At 70.7% G+C, this 17,040-nt stretch carries 12 protein-coding genes and 2 pseudogenes; 6 read left to right on the top strand and 8 right to left on the bottom strand.

From position 1 onward, the window contains the following. Positions 1-16: 16 nt before the first annotated feature. Positions 17-292, bottom strand: coding sequence for a hypothetical protein (locus U5640_RS00505; RefSeq protein ID WP_340373810.1), 276 nt, complete (start codon positions 290-292; stop codon positions 17-19). A gap of 440 nt (positions 293-732) precedes the next feature. Here U5640_RS00505 and U5640_RS00510 point away from each other — a divergent pair, with 440 nt between their 5' ends. Continuing rightward, on the top strand, positions 733-1,392 hold the full coding sequence (locus tag U5640_RS00510; protein WP_340373811.1) for a recombinase family protein: 660 nt from the start codon (positions 733-735) through the stop codon (positions 1,390-1,392). Between the two features lie 71 nt (positions 1,393-1,463). Here U5640_RS00510 and U5640_RS00515 read toward each other — a convergent pair whose 3' ends face one another. Continuing rightward, complete coding sequence (locus U5640_RS00515) at positions 1,464-2,087, bottom strand: TetR family transcriptional regulator (RefSeq protein WP_340373812.1); 624 nt, start codon at positions 2,085-2,087, stop codon at positions 1,464-1,466. Between the two features lie 80 nt (positions 2,088-2,167). Here U5640_RS00515 and U5640_RS00520 point away from each other — a divergent pair. Further along, positions 2,168-2,473, top strand: a pseudogene (locus U5640_RS00520) (short-chain dehydrogenase); the annotation flags it as partial. 399 nt (positions 2,474-2,872) lie between these two features. Next, a complete protein-coding gene (locus tag U5640_RS00525) occupies positions 2,873-3,706 on the top strand; it encodes a PIG-L family deacetylase (RefSeq protein WP_340373813.1) in 834 nt (277 codons plus the stop codon). 26 nt (positions 3,707-3,732) lie between these two features. Here U5640_RS00525 and U5640_RS00530 read toward each other — a convergent pair whose 3' ends face one another. The 4 genes and pseudogenes from U5640_RS00530 to U5640_RS00545 form a co-directional block, all read right to left on the bottom strand. Next, positions 3,733-5,280, bottom strand: a complete 1,548-nt coding sequence (locus tag U5640_RS00530; protein WP_340373814.1) for an amino acid permease — start codon at positions 5,278-5,280, stop codon at positions 3,733-3,735. 198 nt (positions 5,281-5,478) lie between these two features. After that, positions 5,479-6,201 (bottom strand): gamma-glutamyl-gamma-aminobutyrate hydrolase family protein, encoded by a 723-nt coding sequence (locus tag U5640_RS00535; protein ID WP_340373815.1) that lies wholly within the window; start codon positions 6,199-6,201, stop codon positions 5,479-5,481. Further along, a complete protein-coding gene (gene eat, locus U5640_RS00540; protein WP_340373816.1) occupies positions 6,198-7,700 on the bottom strand; it encodes an ethanolamine permease in 1,503 nt (500 codons plus the stop codon). The genes U5640_RS00535 and eat overlap by 4 nt, the downstream gene beginning before the upstream one ends. A gap of 100 nt (positions 7,701-7,800) precedes the next feature. Further along, positions 7,801-7,959: pseudogene (locus U5640_RS00545) on the bottom strand (FadR family transcriptional regulator); the annotation flags it as partial. A gap of 185 nt (positions 7,960-8,144) precedes the next feature. On the opposite strand from U5640_RS00545, the gene U5640_RS00550 reads away from it, so the two are divergent. The 3 genes from U5640_RS00550 to U5640_RS00560 all read left to right on the top strand — a co-directional run bounded on the left by U5640_RS00550 (position 8,145) and on the right by U5640_RS00560 (position 11,813). Next, positions 8,145-9,512: a glutamine synthetase family protein gene (locus U5640_RS00550; protein WP_340373817.1), complete on the top strand. Its 1,368-nt coding sequence runs from the start codon at positions 8,145-8,147 to the stop codon at positions 9,510-9,512. A gap of 148 nt (positions 9,513-9,660) precedes the next feature. Further along, positions 9,661-11,028: an aldehyde dehydrogenase family protein gene (locus U5640_RS00555; protein WP_340373818.1), complete on the top strand. Its 1,368-nt coding sequence runs from the start codon at positions 9,661-9,663 to the stop codon at positions 11,026-11,028. A gap of 2 nt (positions 11,029-11,030) precedes the next feature. Beyond that, complete coding sequence (locus tag U5640_RS00560; RefSeq protein WP_340373819.1) at positions 11,031-11,813, top strand: 3-oxoacyl-ACP reductase; 783 nt, start codon at positions 11,031-11,033, stop codon at positions 11,811-11,813. A 551-nt stretch (positions 11,814-12,364) separates the two neighbouring features. Here the strand turns inward: U5640_RS00560 and U5640_RS00565 are convergent. Together U5640_RS00565 and U5640_RS00570 are read right to left on the bottom strand one after the other, a co-directional pair. Further along, positions 12,365-14,791: a SpoIIE family protein phosphatase gene (locus U5640_RS00565; protein ID WP_340373820.1), complete on the bottom strand. Its 2,427-nt coding sequence runs from the start codon at positions 14,789-14,791 to the stop codon at positions 12,365-12,367. Between the two features lie 354 nt (positions 14,792-15,145). After that, positions 15,146-16,642 (bottom strand): alpha/beta hydrolase, encoded by a 1,497-nt coding sequence (locus U5640_RS00570; RefSeq protein ID WP_340373821.1) that lies wholly within the window; start codon positions 16,640-16,642, stop codon positions 15,146-15,148. Positions 16,643-17,040: the final 398 nt, after the last annotated feature.

Here is a 17,040-nt window from a genome sequence, read left to right on the forward strand (position 1 = left end):
TGCTCGCTCTCGTTCCCTAGTGCGTGAATGCCGGCTCGGCCGTGGTCGACTCGTGCCGGCCGTCTGACGAGTCAGCCGACATGCGGACGAACGACGCCGTCTGCTCCACACCGGTCCCCGGCTGGACCGTGCTGACGGTGCCGGCGCCGTTGGCCTCGTTGCCCGGCGAGACACCTCGACCGGCCATGGGACCGGCCACCGCCGTGGTGACGAGGGCGTTCAGCAGGGTCTGCCGAGCGAGGCGCCCGACTGTCGGGGGCGGCTCCCGGCGCGCCGGGCGCGCCGGCGTCATGGCTGCCGAGGCCGGACAGCGCGGTGTTCGACCTCGGTCCGTCCATTCGGCCCGGACCGAAGCCGCTGTTGACCCCGGGGAAGAGGACCTGGCCGACGGTCCGCTCGCTCTCGGCATGTGGCCCACGATGGCCCAGATGACACAGCGTGTCAATCTCGGCCTGATGTGATCCATCTTGCACGCAGCGGCATGTGGCCGGGGTTGATCCCTGTGCCGGTGAGTTCCCGGTGGCCCCGATGCCGGTCCGGGGCTCCGATCGCGGCCGGGCCTACGCGTGAAGTCAGCCGACCGCAGCGTGTGAGGGCGAGTTGGCCGGCCGACCCATGGCAAGATCCTCAGCGTGCCGACCCCCGCCGTACGCAAGCCGGGCTCGGCGTGGACCGAACCGTCCCGGCCCGTGCGCGCCGGCACCGAACCGGTCTCCGGAGCCGGAGGCCGTCGTGAAGCTCGCCGGGGAGATCCGCTCCTCCGGTGTCGCCGTCACCCTCGTCGTGCACGAGCACAAGCGCCTCGGCCGCGGCATCGACCCCGCCATGCTCGCCGAAGAGCCGAAGGCGAGCGACGTCGGCCTGGACTTCCTCACCGGAGGACGGAAGGGCTCACACGGCCCGTCCGGCATCGCGTTCACCGTGCTCCCGGCCATGTCCGGCATGGAACGCAAGTACATCCGCGACCGCACCCTCGAAGGCCACGAGTCCGCGCGGAAGCGCGGCAAGACCATCGGCGGCGCCGGGGTCACCGACGCCGACATGCTCGCCATGGCCCTCCATCTGCGCGACCAGGAGATGAGCCTGCGCAACATACGCGACGCCGGCACCCTCCTGTTCACCTCCGGCGGGTCATCGGTGGACCCGCTCGCCGGGACGCCGGAGTTCGGCAACATCGCCGTTGCCACGGCCGCCCTGCGGGCCTACGTGCTCAAGCTCAACCAGATGCTCGCCGGCACGGGCGTGTACGCGGCGCACGTGCCGATCTTCGCCTGGATCGGCTCCGGTGGCCCGGAAACCCAGGCCGACACCATCGCCGAGCGCTACTGGGACATCTGCACCAAGCGCGAGGGCGCAGCGCAACCCCTACAACATGCGGTGACCTGCCGCTGAGGCGGTGTGCGGTGCGGGGCGCCGCGGGCAGCCCGCACCGCACACCGTCGGCAGCAGACGGGGTTCGGGAGTCAGTTCGCGCCGATGGCGAGGCCGAGAGTCGGCGCGACGGCCGTGAAAGCCTCGTCGACCAGTTCGTCCATATCGACGGTGCCGCCGCCCTCTGACCAGCGACGCAGCGACGCGTTGAACGCGGTGAGTGCGACACCGGCGGCGAGCCTCGGCCACAGGTCGGCCTCCGGGGCGAGGCCGGTGCGTTCGGCCAGGATCGTCGTCATCTCGTCCTGCCAGTGCGTCTGCCGCTCCAGGAAGCGGGCCAGCAGGGCCGGGGTGTCGAGGATCAGCCTGGTCAGGCACTGTGTCTTCGCCGGATCGCCGGCCATCATCGCGGTGAACACCGACAGAGCGTGACGCAATGCCACCGCGGGTGACTCGTCGGCGGGCCTGGCGCGCAGTTCCGCGCACAGCTGCGTGCCGGCTCCCGCCAGCATGTGCACGATGACGTCTTCCTTGGACTCGAAGTAGCGGGAGAACGTGCGGCGCGACATTCCCACGGCGGCCGCGATCTGGTCGACCGTCGTCTCGTCGAATCCCTTGTTGGCCAGCAGCTTGACGGCGGCTTCGGTCAGTTCATCGCGTACGAGCTGACGTTTGCGCTCGGCCAGGTTGACCGCGGGAGCTCTGGTCGTATCCACCACCATATGCTACATCGCGTTAGTTCAGTCCCACTGGGAAGAATTTGACTCATCGAGTCATCAGTGGCAGCCTGGGAATCATGGCAGGAAGCAAGTGGACCGCTGACAGAATCCCTGACCTGAACGGCCGGACGGCCGTTGTGACCGGCGCCAACAGCGGCCTCGGTATGGCCACCGGTCGAGCCGCCGCGCCGATCAGCGATGTCCAGCCCGGTGCGCGCCTGGAAGTGCGGCGTCTGGACCTGGCCGACCTTGACTCCGTCAGGGCATTCGCCGCCGGGATGCATGACCGCGGGACCGTGGACGTCCTGGTCAACAACGCCGGTGTGATGGCGCCGCCCCACACGCTGAACCGGCACGGGCGGGAGGTGCAGTTCGCCGGCAGCCCCACGCACCCTTCGGCGACATCAATGCCTCCGCGCACGGCCGCTTCGGCGGACGATGGGGCATCGAGGCCTTCTCCCACACCCGCTGGGTGACCATCGCCACCCAGCAGGCCCACCACCCCTTCTGATCACTCCTCCAGGCACCGGACCACGACGCCCGCGCCTTCCCCGTGGAGGTGCGGGCGTCGTGGTCCGGTCGGCCGTCCTGCGGACGGGAATCCGGCCTCGGGAACAGCCGGTCCGGTCGGCATGGTTGCATCGACGAGGGGCCGGGGCCGCACGGGCGGCGACGCCGGAGACCGTGAGGTCGTCTGCGCCGACAGGATCCGGACCCCGGGATCGCGGTACGCCCACCGCGCACTCGGACCAGGAACGTATTGCCGCAGGAGGACTGTTTTGATGACTGACCGGCCCTTGACGCTCATGGCGGTGCACGCCCACCCCGACGACGAGGCCACCGGCACCGGCGGGGTCCTCGCGCGGTATGCGGCGGAAGGCATCCGCACGGTTCTCGTGACGTGTACCGACGGCGGTTGCGGTGACGGACCGGGGGGCGCCAAGCCGGGCGATCCCGGGCACGATCCGGCGGCGGTCGCCTCGCTGCGCCGTCGAGAACTCGAGGCGAGCTGTGAGGTCCTGAAGATCAGCGACCTGGAGATGCTGGATTATGCCGACTCCGGGATGATCGGCTGGCCGAGCAACGACGCCCCCGGATCCTTCTGGCAGACCCCCGTGGAGGAAGGCGCGGCCCGGCTCGCGGAGCTCATGCGGCACTACCGCCCCGATGTGGTCGTCACCTACGACGAGAACGGCTTCTACGGCCACCCCGACCACATCCAGGCCCACCGCATCACGATGGCGGCGCTGGAGATGACCGCGCTGACACCGAAGGTGTACTGGACCACGATGCCCCGCTCGGGGATGCGGCGGTTCGGCGAGATCATGCGCGAGTTCCATCCGGACATGCCGGAGCCGGATCCCGCCGAGGCCGCCGCGATGGCCGAGATCGGCCTCCCCGACGAGGAGATCACCACCTGGGTGGACACCACCGCGTTCAGCGGCCAGAAGTTCGACGCGCTGGCCGCGCACGCCAGCCAGGGCGAGAACATCTTCTTCCTGAAGATGGGCAAGGAGCGGTTCGGCGAGTTGATGGGCATGGAGACCTTCGTACGTGTCCAGGACGCCACCGGGGCGGCCCTGCCCGAGGACGATCTCTTCGCCGGACTGCGCTGATCCTGGCCGTCCGGTGCCCCGTTCGGTCAGAACTGGATGTCGTGTTCGATGGCGGCCAGTTCCTCGGCCGTGCCCTGGACCCTCGGGCCGGTGAACCACTTACGGGCGGAGACCAGCCACCACGCGCCGGCGAAGCCGAGGACGAGGAGGACCGCGAGTGGTGTGTAGTTGAAGGTCGTCGCGGTGACCGGGCTGGTCGTCGGCAGCATGAACAGCACCGAGATGAACAGGGTCCATCCGACCGCGATCACGCCGACGAGCCTGCTCCACCGGCCGAGGTGCCACGGTCCGCGTTCGAACCGGTCGCCCTGCACCAGGCGGAGGAAGACGGGCAGGACGTAGGCGATGTACAGGCCGATGACCGCGATCGAGGTGACGGCCGCGTACGCCGTGGCGTTCCACAGGTAGGGCAGCCCCAGCAGGAAGGCACCGCCGGCCGCCAGCCATACCGCGTTGGTCGGCGTCCTGGTCCGCTTGTTGATGCGGTGCCACACCCGGGAGCCGGGGAGTGCGCCGTCTCGGGAAAAGGCGTAGATCATGCGCGAGTTGGCGGTGACGGACGACATCCCGCAGAAGAACTGCGCGCCGATGACGACGAGCAGGAGCAGCTTGCCGCCCGTGGCACCGAGCGCGTCGATGAAGATCTGCGCCGGGGGCACGCCGGTCTTGCCGGCCAGGGCGCCGCCGTAGTCCTGGATGGCGAAGGTGATACCGACCAGCAGGATCCACCCGGCGACGAGCGAGACGAGGATGGACATCACGATGCCCCGCGGACCGGCCTTGGCCGCGTCGTGCGTCTCCTCACTCATGTGTGCCGAGGCGTCGTACCCGGTGAAGGTGTACTGCGCGAGGAGCAGGCTCAGCAGGCCGACGTAGAAGCCGGAGTGCCAGCCGGTGTTGTTGACGAAGTGGGTGAAGACGAAGGAGGCGGACTGGTGCCTGGACGGCAGGACGGCGAGCGCGCCCACGATGACCAGGACGCCGAGGACGTGCCACCACACGCTGACGTTGCTGAGGAAGGAGACCAGCTTCACGCCGAAGGTGTTGAGCAGGCCGTGGGCCAGGAGCACCAGCCCGAACAGCATGATGGTGTGCGCCGGGGTGGCGGCGAAGCCGAACTGCAGGTCCAGCAGCGCGTTCATGAAGAACGCGGCCCCGAAGTCGACGCCCGCCGTCACCGCGATCTGGCCGAGGAAGTTGAACCAGCCGGTGAACCAGGCCCACGCCGGGCCGTGGGAGGGCGCCAGCTTCGCCGCCCAGTAGTACAGGCCGCCCGCGGTGGGGTAGCTGGAGCAGACCTCCGCCATGGCCAGGCCCACGAACAGTGTCATGGCACCTACCAGGGGCCACCCCCATGTGATGAGTGCCGGGCCTCCCGTGTTCATTCCGAAGCCGTACAACGTCAGGCAGCCGGAGAGGACCGAGATGATGGTGAAGGAGACGGCGAAGTTGGAGAACGCCGACATCGAACGGGCCAGTTCCTGAGCGTAACCGAGTTGGTGCAGCCGTTGCTCGTCGCTGAGCGGCGGGGACGTTCGCTCGTGCAGGTCCGCACTCGGGACATGCTTGTCCATGGGCACAATGCCTCCGAGGGCCTCGAGTAGCCACAGTGGGTGCAGGGGACGCGGCGAGTCGCTGCCCGCCTCGAAACAAAGGTGTGAAGCGATACCATTAACCCTTGGGTGACTCAGCGCAAGACCCTGACGAGAAAAATCAGGAGGGGAACACCCTGGCCGGAGCATGGGTGGCAGGCACACCGAAAAGGTTGTCGCTCATGCCTTCTCCGCTGCGGTCACCAGCGCCCGCATCACCCGGAGGTCGTCGCCGACCTCCGGGTGCCATTGCACGGCCAGCGTGAAGGGGTGCGCCGTCGGCAGTTCGATCGCTTCAACCGTGCCGTCCTCGGCGTGTGCGCAGGGCAGCAGCCCGCTGCCGAGCCGGTCCACCGCCTGGTGGTGGTAGGTGGCCACGCTCACCTCCTCGGGAACCACCGCGGCCAGCAGTGTTCCGGGAACGGGTTGCACGCGGTGCGCGGCGAAGAATCCGGGCGGACCGGAGTGGCCGCCGTGCCCCACCCGGTCGGGCAGATGCTGGACGAGGGTGCCGCCCAGGGCGACGTTGAGCAGTTGCATGCCCCGGCAGATGCCCAGCAGCGGTTTGTCCGCCGCCAGGGCGGCGTCGATCAGGGCCAGTTCCCAGGCGTCCCGCTCCGCGTGGGCCGGCCCGGTCCTCGGGTGCCGTTCGGCTCGGTAGCGGCCGGGGTCCACATCCGGGCCGCCCGCGATCACGAGGCCGTCGAGCCGGGCCACCACCGCCTCGGCGGCGGCGGGGGCGTCCGGGGGCAGAAGTGCCGGGAGGGCGCCCGCCTTCTGGGCGAGGCGGTGGTAACCCGTCGGCAGTACGGCGGCGGGCAGCTCCCACACGCCCCACCGCACCGACGTCTCGAGGTAGGTGCTGATGCCGATCAGCGGCTTGGACACGGATTCTCCTGTCATGACCGGGGTGGCGTTGCGTCGCGTTCGAGTTCGGCCTCGGCCGCGGCCAGCGCTGCGAACTCCTCCTCCGGCGCGGAGGCCACGAGGCGGTGACGGCTGTAGAAGGCGAAGTAGGCGATCGCCACGCCGTACACGCCGAGCGCGATGAAGGCGGCTTCCCGGTCCACCAGGAAGGTGGCCGCGAGCGCCGCGCACGCGAGCACGAGTGCGATCGAGGAGGTGACCACGCCTCCCGGGGTGCGGTAGACGCGCGGCAGGTCGGGCTCGCGGCGGCGCAGTGCGATGTGCGACAGCGCCATCAGCGCGTAGGAGATGGTCGCGCCGAAGACGGCGACGTTGAGCATGCGCGCACCGTCGCCGGTCCCGGCGGCGAGAGCGAAGCCGACCGCGCCGGGCACCAGCAGGCCGAGGTAGGGGGCCTTGCGTCGGCTGGTGAGGGACAGGAAGCGCGGCAGGTAGCCGGCGCGCGAGAGGGCGAAGAGCTGGCGGGAGCCGGCGTAGATGAGGGAGAAGAAGGAGGCGACCAGCCCGGCCAGGCCCGCGTAGTTCACGAACCGGCTCAGCAGGGTCGGCTCGCCGCCGCCCTCGAGTGCCGCCACCAGGGGATTGCCCTCCGCCTGTACCGCGGCGGAGCCCCGTGCGCCGGTGGTGGCCAGGAAGGTGAGTACCGCGAGGACGAGCAGGATGCCCATGGACAGGGCCATCGCCCTCGGCAGGGAGCGCGCCGGATCCTTGGTCTCCTCGGCGGCCAATGGCACTCCTTCGACGCCCAGGAAGAACCACATGCCGAAGGGGAAGGCCGCCCAGATGCCCAGGACACCGAACGGCAGCCACGAGTTCGCGCCGAAGGCCGACGCCTGCACCGGGATGTCGTTGAGCCGGTCGGCGTCGAAGTGGCGGAAGGCTCCGAGAACGAAGATGATCAGCGCGGCAACCGCGATACCCGTGACGATGAAGCTGAAGCGCAGGGCCTCGCCGACGCCCCAGAGGTGGATGCCGATGAAGATCGCGAAGCAGGCCAGGTAGACGGGCCATCCCGCACGCAGTCCGAACAGGTGCAGCGACTGGACGTAATCCCCGATGAACACGGCGATGGCCGCCGGCGCGAGCATGTACTCGATCAGGATGGCGGTGCCGGTGAGGAAGCCGCCCCACGTGCCGAGAGCGCGGCGGGCGAAGCCGTAGCCGCCGCCGGCCGTGGGCAGCACCGCCGCCATCTCCGCCTGGGAGAAGACCAGACAGGTGTACATCAGGCCCATCAGAGCGGCAGCGACGGCAAGGCCGCCGAAGCCGGCCTCGGCCAGGCCGAAGTTCCAGCCGGCGTAGTCGCCGGAGACGACGTAGGCCACCCCGAGACCGGTCAGCAACAGCCAGCCGGCGCTGCCGCGGCGCAGGGTGCGCCGCTCCAGATAGGCGTCCTCGCCCGACGGCCCCGTGGTGGGGGCGCCACCCGGCGGGGCGGAGGGTGTTGCGATACGCGAGTCGGTGCCGTCGGCCATGGCCGCTCCCTGCCTCGATCCAAAGGTTCGAGGTGAAACCTTTACTCGGCGGAAGGCGAAGCGCAAGACCCAGGACGGGAGATGATCAGTCACACCGCCCTCACGGCGGGAAGCGGCACAGCAGGGGCACGGCGCCCGCGCCGCGTTCGCACACCACCTCCCGCGCACCGTCCGCGTCGCCGTCCGACAGCGCCTCCACCAGCACTTCGCGCCACGGCCGGGAGTGTTCCAGGTGTTCCGGGTTGCACACGAGGAGCGGGCCGCGGTCCGGCGGGCGGTTCACACCGCCGGGACGGCCGCGTACCGGCACCTCTCCCAGCCCATCCTCCGAACCCCCTTCCCAATCAAAGGTCTCCATGCATACCTTTGCCCCATCCGGTGCGGCACCTCTGGGAGACGGCCTTCGCGCTCCCAGTTCACCGACTGACGCCAGGAGGCACCCGCATGGCTGACCGTACGCCCCCGCTCTCCGTCGACGAACTGAGAGAACTCGTCGACTCCGGAGCCATCGACACCGTGGTCCTCGCCTTCACCGACATGCAGGGACGGCTGCAGGGCAAGCGGTTCGCCGCCCGCTTCTTCCTCGACGACGTCCTCGACCACGGCACCGAGGGCTGCAACTACCTGCTCGCCGTGGACGCCGACATGAACACCGTCGGCGGCTACACCATGTCCTCCTGGGAGCGGGGCTACGGCGACTTCGCCCTGCACGCCGACCCGGCCACGCTGCGTCGCACCTCCTGGGACGCGGGCACCGCCCTGCTGCTCGCGGATCTGGCGTGGCACGACGGCTCCCCGGTGGTGGCCTCCCCGCGGCAGATCCTGCGCCGCCAGCTGGACCGGCTCGCCCAGCACGGCTGGACCGCCTACGCCGGCACCGAGCTGGAGTTCATGGTCTTCAAGGACACCTACGAAGAGGCCTGGGCGCGCGGCTACCGCGACATGAACCCCGCCAACCAGTACAACATCGACTACTCGATCCTCGGCACCGGCCGCGTCGAGCCCCTGCTGCGCCGCATCCGCAACGAGATGGGCGCGGCGGGTATGACCGTGGAGTCCGCCAAGGGGGAGTGCAACCTCGGGCAGCACGAGATCGCCTTCCGCTACGACGAGGCCCTGACCACCTGCGACCAGCACAGCATCTACAAGACCGGTGCCAAGCAGATCGCCGGGCAGGAGGGCATGTCGCTCACCTTCATGGCCAAGTGGGACGAGCGCGAGGGCAACTCCTGCCATATCCACCTCTCGCTGCGCGACGAGTCCGGGCACCCGGTCCTCGCCGACGACGAGAACGAGTACGGCATGTCCAAGCTCATGCGGCACTTCCTCGCCGGGCAGCTCGCCGCCATGCGCGAACTCACCCTGCTCTACGCGCCGAACATCAACTCCTACAAGCGGTTCCGTCCCGGGTCCTTCGCGCCCACAGCGGTCGCCTGGGGCCCCGACAACCGCACCTGCGCCCTGCGCGTCATCGGACACGGCCCCTCCCACCGGTTCGAGAACCGGCTGCCCGGCGGAGATGTGAACCCCTATCTCGCGGTCGCCGGCATGGTCGCCGCAGGTCTCCACGGCGTCGAGCACGAGCTGGAGCTGCCCGAGCCGTGCACCGGCAACGCCTACACCGGCGACGCCCGGCACGTCCCCACCACGCTGCGGGAGGCCGCCGAGCTCTGGGCGAACAGCCGGATCGCCCGCGCCGCCTTCGGCGACGAGGTCGTCGAGCACTACCTGAACATGGCGCGCGTCGAGCTGGACGCGTTCGACTCCTCCGTCACGGACTGGGAGCGGTTCCGGTCCTTCGAGCGGATGTGACCCCTCCCCGGACCCCTCCCCCGCCCCCTGCCCGGACCCCTCCCCCGCGCCCTGCCCGGACCCCTCCCCCTGCCTCCTCCCCCGGGCAGCAACTGCGCCCCGCCCCTCTGTCCCGTCACCGCCTCGCCCCATCCCTGGAGAACCTGCCTTGAGTGAGCACCACGTACTCAATCCGGCGACCGAGGAGATCGTCGCCACCGTCCTCGCGTCCACCGCGTCCGACGTGGACGCCGCGGTCACGCGGGCGGTGAAGGCCCAGGCGAGCTGGGCGAACGCCGCCCCCGGCGACCGGGCCCGGCTGCTGCGCCGCTTCGCCGCCGTCATCGACGAGCACCTCGAGGAGCTGGCCCGGCTGGAGGTCGCCGAAGCGGGGCACCCGATCGGCAACGCCCGCTGGGAGGCCGGCAACGCCCGCGACCTGTTCGAGTACGCGGCCGGCGGCATCGAGCGCCTGGCCGGACGTCAGATTCCCGTCGCGGGCGGGATGAACATCACGATCCACGAGCCCCTCGGCGTCGTCGCGGTGATCGCACCATGGAACTTCCCGATGCCGATCGCCTCCTGGGGAGCCGCCCCCGCGCTCGCGGCGGGCAACGCCGTCCTCCTCAAGCCCGCCGAGACGACCCCGCTGACCGCGATCCGCCTCGCCGAGCTGGGCCTGGAAGCGGGCCTGCCGGAGGGCCTGTTCCAGGTTCTGCCGGGCGCCGGGCGGGTCGCGGGCAACGCCCTCGTCGAACACCCGGCCGTGGCGAAGATCGTCTTCACCGGCTCCACCTCGGTCGGCAAGCAGATCATGGCCAGATGCGCCGCAGGCGTGAAGCGGGTGACCCTGGAGCTCGGCGGCAAGAGCCCGAACATCGTCTTCGCCGACGCCGACCTCGACAAGGCCGCCGCGGCCGCCCCCGCCTCCTTCCTGGACAACACCGGACAGGACTGCTGCGCCCGCAGCCGCATCCTCGTCCAGCGCAGCGTCTACGACCGCTTCCTGGAGCTGCTCGAACCGGCCGTCCACGCCTGGCGGGTCGGTGACCCCGCGGACCCGGACACCCGGATGGGACCGCTGATCTCCGCCGCCCAGCGGGAGACCGTACGCTCCTACGTCCCCGACGGGGCCCCCGTGGTCATCCGCGGCGAAGCTCCCGAGGGCAAGGGGTTCTGGTACCCGGCGACCGTGCTCGCCCCCACCTCGCCCGACGACCGGACGGTCACGGAGGAGATCTTCGGCCCCGTCGCGGTCGTGCTGCCCTTCGAGGACGAGGCCGACGCCGTACGCCTGGCCAACGCCACCGACTACGGGCTGTCGGGTTCCATCTGGACCCGCGACGTCGGGCGCGCGCTGCGTGTCTCGGGCGCGGTCGCGGCCGGGAACCTGTCGGTCAACTCGCACAGCAGCGTGCGGTACTGGACGCCCTTCGGGGGCTACAAGCAATCCGGTCTCGGCCGGGAGCTGGGCCCCGACGCGCTGGTCGCCTTCACCGAGACCAAGAACGTCTTCATCAGCACCGAGGAGAACTGAACATGACCGAGACCGTCCTCTGCCGCCGCCTGGTCGGCCGCACCGCAGTCGTCACCGGAGCCGGCAGCGGCATCGGCCTGGCCACCGTCCGCCGCCTCGCCTCCGAGGGCGCCAACGTCGTCTGCGCCGATATCGACGAGAGGGCGGGCAAGGCGGCGGCAGCCGAGGTCGGCGGCCTGTTCGTCCAGGTGGACGTCACCGACCCCGAGCAGGTCGACGCCCTGTTCAAGACCGCCTTCGACACCTACGGCTCCGTCGACATCGCCTTCAACAACGCCGGGATCTCCCCGCCCGACGACGACTCGATCCTCACCACCGGCCTGGAGGCGTGGAAGCGGGTCCAGGAGGTCAACCTCACCTCCGTCTACCTGTGCTGCAAGGCCGCCATCCCCTACATGCAGCGCCAGGGCAGGGGCTCCATCATCAACACCGCCTCCTTCGTGGCCGTCATGGGCGCCGCCACCTCGCAGATCAGCTACACCGCGTCCAAGGGCGGCGTGCTGGCCATGTCCCGCGAGCTCGGTGTGCAGTTCGCCCGGGAGGGCATCCGCGTCAACGCGCTGTGCCCGGGACCGGTCAACACCCCCCTGCTGACGGAACTGTTCGCCAAGGACCCCGAGCGGGCCGCCCGCCGCCTGGTCCACGTCCCCGTGGGCCGCTTCGCGGAACCGGAGGAGATGGCCGCCGCGGTCGCCTTCCTCGCAAGCGACGACTCCTCCTTCGTCAACGCCGCCGAGTTCCTCGTCGACGGCGGTATCGCGGGCGCCTACGTCACCCCGCTGTAGGCCTCCTGCTCCACGTCGTCCCTGAGCGCGGCCGCGCGGTGGTTCCACGCCGGCGCCTCGGACGCGGCGGCCCTCACGACGCCGCCCGTCTGCGGCACCCGCTCCAGGAGCGCCAGGATGCTCGGGCGGACGTCGCGCCGGTGCAGCCGGGTACGGGGGGTAGGGGGTGTTTCGAAAGTCCCGTGCGGTGCCCGCGGTGTCCGGTGCGTGCTCTGGGGGTCCCCCCGGCCGAAGGCTGGGGGAGTGCCGGACGAAAGCCCTCGTACTGGACGTACTTGGGGTTTCATCCGGTGCGGCGAGAGGGCGTGCCGGGCGCCGTGGGTGCTGTGCGGGACTTTCGCAACACCCCCTCGGCGCGAGGACGGGATGGGACGCGGTACGCGCGAGGACGTGGAGACGGCCGGACCCGGGGCCGGTCAGCCGCAGCGGGTCCGGCATCCCGACGGGGCACCACCTGGCCCGTACACGCCGCGGCTGTGTCGGGGCCCGGGTCAGCGCCGGCACCGGTTCCGTCCCAGGGGCCGGTGCGAGCCGGCCGAGCCCCGCGGTCCTCACCGTGGCAGCGGCTGCTCCGCCCAGATCGTCTTTCCCGTCGGGGTCTGGCGGCTGCCCCAGCGCTGCGCGAGCTGGGCGACGAGCAGCAGCCCGCGTCCGCCTTCGTCGAAGATGCGGGCCCTGCGCAGGTGCGGGGCGGTGCTGGTGCCGTCGGACACCTCGCAGATGAGGGCGTCACCTCGGATGAGTCGCAGCTGGATGGGCGCACTGCCGTAGCGGATGGCGTTGGTGACGAGTTCGCTGACGATCAGCTCGGTGGCGAAGGCCATCTCGTCCAGCCCCCAGGCGGCCAGCTGGTCGTCCGCCATTCGGCGGGCTCCGGCGACGGCCGCGGGATCGGAGGGCAGCTGCCAGGTGCGCACCTGCTCGGCACCCAGCACGCGCGTGCGGGCCAGGAGCAGGACGATGTCGTCGGCGGGAGGGTCGGGCATCACCTTGCGCACCACCTGGTCGCAGGTCTCCTCCAGATCAGGGGCGGGGTCGGCCAGAGCGTCCCGCAGAAGCCCGAGGCCGATGTCGATGTCCCGGTCGGCGGCCTCGACGAGACCGTCGGTGTAGAGGACGAGCGTGCTGCCCTCGTCGAGGTCGACCGTGGTGGCCTCGAAGGGCAGCCCGCCCAGGCCGAGCGGCGGCCCGGCGGGCAGGTCCAGGAACCGCACGGTGCCGTCCGGGTGTGCCAGGACCGGCGGTGGATGCCCGGCCCTGGCCAGTTGGCAGCGGCGGGAGACCGGGTCGTACACGGCGTACAGGCAGGTGGCCCCGACCTCTCCCGCCGCTTCCTCCCGGGGCTCCCGCGCGTCCGGCCCCTCCTCCCGGTCGAGGCGCAGGACCAGATCGTCCAGCTGGGTGAGCAGTTCGTCGGGGGCGAGATCGACGTCGGCGAGGGTGTGGACGGCGGCTCGCAGGCGGCCCATCGTGGCCGAGGCGTGGATGCCGTGGCCCACCACGTCGCCCACCACCAGGGCGACCCGTCCTCCGGACAGCGGGATGGCGTCGAACCAGTCCCCGCCGACGCCGCTCTCGGAACCGGTCGGCAGATAGCGGTACGCGAGGTCCACGGCCGCCGGTGTGGGCAGCCGTTCCGGCAGCAGACTGCGCTGGAGGGCGAGAGCGGTCCGGCGCTGATGGGTGTACCGGCGGGCGTTGTCGATGCTCACGGCCGCCCTGGCGGCGATCTCCTCGGCGAGCAGGAGGTCGTCGTCGCCGAATGCCTCCGGCGTACGGTGCCGCACCAGGTGGACCAGGCCCAGGGTGACCCCGCGGGCACGCAGCGGCACCAGCAGCACGGAATGCATCCCGTGGCGCCGCACGCTCTCGTCGCGCGCCGGGTGGGCCGTGAGCCACTCCCGAAGCGGCGGGTCACCGACACGGTGCCGAGTGCCCCGTGCCGTGAGCACCGCCTGGCCCGGTGGGGAATCCGGGGGACAGACATTCGTCCCGCCCACGGGGAGCACGGCCTCGGGGCAGCCGGGAAGCACCGAATCGTGTGCCGCGCGACGGAAGACGATCGGTCCGGTCGGCGATATCGGCTCCGGCTCGTCACCTTGTACGACGCTCGTCAGCAGATCGACGGCCACGAAGTCCGCGAACCCGGCCACCGCGGCCTCGGCCAGTTCCTCGGCGGTCCGGGTCACGTCGAGGGTGGTGCCGATGCGCAGGCCGGCGTCGTTGAGGACCTCCAGGCGGCGCTGGGCCCAGTACTGTTCCGTGGTGTCGATGACCAGCGCCGACAGGCCCTGCACCGCTCCGGTCACGTCCTTCAGCGGGGTGAGGAAGACCGACCAGGCATGATCGTGGATCTCGCCGAGGGCTCGGGCCGGCCGCTCCTGGCGGTGGATCATCTCGCCGGTGCGCAGCGCCTGCCGCTGAAGACGGTCCATCTCCTCGTGCGTGGGCTGGATCTCCGTGAGAGTCAGGCCTGCCATCTCCTGCGGGGTCATGCCCATGGCACGGCTCATCGTCCGGTTGCAGGTCACGAACCGCGCCTCGCGATCGTAGACGGCCACGGGCAGGGGCAGCTGCGCGAGCGTCCGGTCCCACAGCTCCGCCGCCTGCGGGGCGGTCGGCCCGGCGGGGTACGTCAGGTCCGGCCCCGTGATGAGCCAGAGGGGTCGCACCTCGGCGTCGACCAGCGGCGTTCCCCGGAGCTGAACCGTGAGACGGCCCCCGTCCCGGTGCCGCAGGGCCACATCGCTCGTCCACGGTTCCCTGGCGGACAGATACCGTCGGGCGGAGAAGGGAAGTCCTGCGGCGAGCAGGCGGGCGGCCGGGCGGCCCACGACCTCCTCAGCCGCGTACCCCAGCAGTTTCCGGGCTCCGGCACCCCACAGCGTGATCCTTCCCCTGCTGTCGACGACGACCGCGAAGTCCTCGGGCACCCCGGCGTCCTGCGACGCTCCGGGGACGACAGACTCGTTGTCCATGGGGCCACCTCTCGCTTCTCCGGTGACCGCGCACCGCACCTCAGCGAGACAGGTACGTGCGCCCCCTCCAGCATCCCGCCGCGGCACACCCCTCTCAAGCGCCGGACCGCTGATCTCGGTGCGTCCGCTGCTGCCCGGCGCGCCGGGCTGTCTCGTCCCATGTCACCTGGAATCCGCTCGACCAGCACGTACCTGCTGCCGCAGGGGCGCCGCTTCGGTGGACCGTCCGGCGGCCGTCAGAGCGCGTGACTTCTGGAAAGACTCGCCGACCCGGTCCCTGGCGTCGGCGGACGCGGCCCGTTTTCCGCCCGGGAAGGTGGTCCCGCAGGACTTGCTGTCCGTCCCGCGGTCGGGTCAGCTCCGGCATGTCGTATCACCGGGCGGCAGGGTGCCGTCCTTCAGGTATGCGTTGACCGCGTTGTCGACGCAGGTGTTCTTCGGGGCGAAGAGGCCCGCGTAGACCGTGTGGTGGAAGGCGCCGCGCAACGTGACCAGGCGCGAACCGCGCAGATCCCGGTGCGCCGCCAGCTGGCCCCGGTAGAGGGCCGCCGGGTCACCGGTGGCACCCACCATCAGGACGGGCACGTCGTTGCGGACCTTGGTGGCGGGCTCCGCGGGGGCCGCCGGCCAGAAGGAGCAGGGAGTCACGGTGCGGGCGAGCGGTCCGAAGACGGGCTCGGTGGTGCGGTGGGCCTGGATGTCGCGGTAGTAGGCTTCCGGGTCGCGGGAGGCTGCCCGGTCGGCGCACTGGATCGCGGTCTGGACGCTGAACGTGCCGTCCGAGTCCGGGGCGGCCAGGCCGGTCAGGGTCTGCTCGAGTACGTGCGTGGGGGTGACCTCGATGCCGCGAGCGGCCGTCGCCAGCACCCGGACATCGGCGGAGTAGCTCGCATACGCCTCGTCGTCGTCCCCCGCGGTGACGTTCCACAACAGCTGGGGCAGCACCCGGCTGTCGACGGCGTGGCCGCCGACCCGGATCGGGCCACGGCTGACGGTCCGGTTGAGCTCGTCGACGGCGTCGAGGACCTCTGCAGGGGTGGAGCCGAGGTGGTAGCGGCTGTCGCGGCGGGCCGCCCAGCCCGCCCAGTGCTCCAGAGCCCGGCCTACGGCCGGCCCCATGGTGCGGGTCAGGTCGGGTCCGTAGAGGTCGGGATCCAGGGTGCTGTCGAGCACCACGCGGTCGGCTCGGTGCGGGAAGAGCTGCAGGTAGACCGCTCCCAGATAGGTGCCGTAGGAGGAACCGAGGTAGTTGATCTTCTGCTCGCCCAGGGCGGCGCGGATCACGTCCATGTCGCGGGCCGTGTTGCGCGTGGAGACGAAGGGCAGCACGGACCGGTGGCGGGCGCAGCGGGATGCCAGGTCCCTGGAGAGCCGCACGGTCTTCTCGAACGTGCTCCTGTCGGGTCCGGCGGAGCCGATGCTGACGGTCGGCCAGTGACAGTCGAGGGGTGTGCTGCGGCCGACGAATCGGGGGTCCATGCCGATCACGTCGTACCGCGCGGCCAGCAAGGGTTCGGCTTGTCGCAGCTGGAGAGCGAGGTACATGGCGGGCACGCCGGGTCCGCCGGGGTTGTAGAGGAGCGTGCCGTGACGGTGGGCGCGGTCGGTGGCCCGCAGACGCGACAGCGCCACCTCGATGACCCGGCCATCGGGGTGCCGGTAGTCCCATGGCACGGTGACTTCGCCGCACCGGGCGCCGGCCTGGTCCAACTCCTCGCCCGTGGTGTCCTTCGGACTGTTCTTGCAGCCGTGCCAGACGACCTTCTGGTGCTGGAAACGGGCCAGCCCGTCGTCGAAGGTTGTGGCTTCCCCCCGGAACGCACACCCGGTGATCAGGGAAACACTTGTCATGGCCGCCGCGGCAGCGGCTGCGGCGGCTCTGCGTAGGCGCAGCACGAGTTCTCCTTCAGTTCTCCAGGGCACGGCCGACAGCGGTCCGTCGGCCGCGCCATTTGCCGTCTGCAGAACCTAGATCGCGTGGCCGGACCCGCACATCGGCTCCCGGTCGGCCTTTCACCTGCCGGACGCACCGGGGGGAACACCTCCTCCCGAATCCCGCATCCAGGACTGTGACCTGCGGGTTTTGCTGGCTGAGCCATACCTCGTCGGCAGGTTCACGTACGACTGGGGGATGAATCCCGAGCCGCTCAGTAGTCCTGTGCAAGGGGTGAAACGCGACGCAGCCCAGGTCAGCGGTCCTCTTTGCCACTGGGGTAGGAACGGGGAGTCCTCCTCAGGGCTCAGTCTCG

This window comes from Streptomyces sp. SS7 (genome assembly GCF_037993025.1).
Classification (GTDB): domain Bacteria; phylum Actinomycetota; class Actinomycetes; order Streptomycetales; family Streptomycetaceae; genus Streptomyces.

Coding starts and splice junctions, on each gene's coding strand:
- U5640_RS00505 (WP_340373810.1), bottom strand. CDS start 292: ATGACGCCGGCGCGCCCGGCGCGCCGGGAGCCGCCCCCGACAGTCGGG.
- U5640_RS00525 (WP_340373813.1), top strand. CDS start 2,873: ATGACTGACCGGCCCTTGACGCTCATGGCGGTGCACGCCCACCCCGAC.
- U5640_RS00530 (WP_340373814.1), bottom strand. CDS start 5,280: ATGGACAAGCATGTCCCGAGTGCGGACCTGCACGAGCGAACGTCCCCG.
- U5640_RS00535 (WP_340373815.1), bottom strand. CDS start 6,201: ATGACAGGAGAATCCGTGTCCAAGCCGCTGATCGGCATCAGCACCTAC.
- eat (WP_340373816.1), bottom strand. CDS start 7,700: ATGGCCGACGGCACCGACTCGCGTATCGCAACACCCTCCGCCCCGCCG.
- U5640_RS00550 (WP_340373817.1), top strand. CDS start 8,145: ATGGCTGACCGTACGCCCCCGCTCTCCGTCGACGAACTGAGAGAACTC.
- U5640_RS00560 (WP_340373819.1), top strand. CDS start 11,031: ATGACCGAGACCGTCCTCTGCCGCCGCCTGGTCGGCCGCACCGCAGTC.
- U5640_RS00565 (WP_340373820.1), bottom strand. CDS start 14,791: ATGGACAACGAGTCTGTCGTCCCCGGAGCGTCGCAGGACGCCGGGGTG.
- U5640_RS00570 (WP_340373821.1), bottom strand. CDS start 16,642: ATGACAAGTGTTTCCCTGATCACCGGGTGTGCGTTCCGGGGGGAAGCC.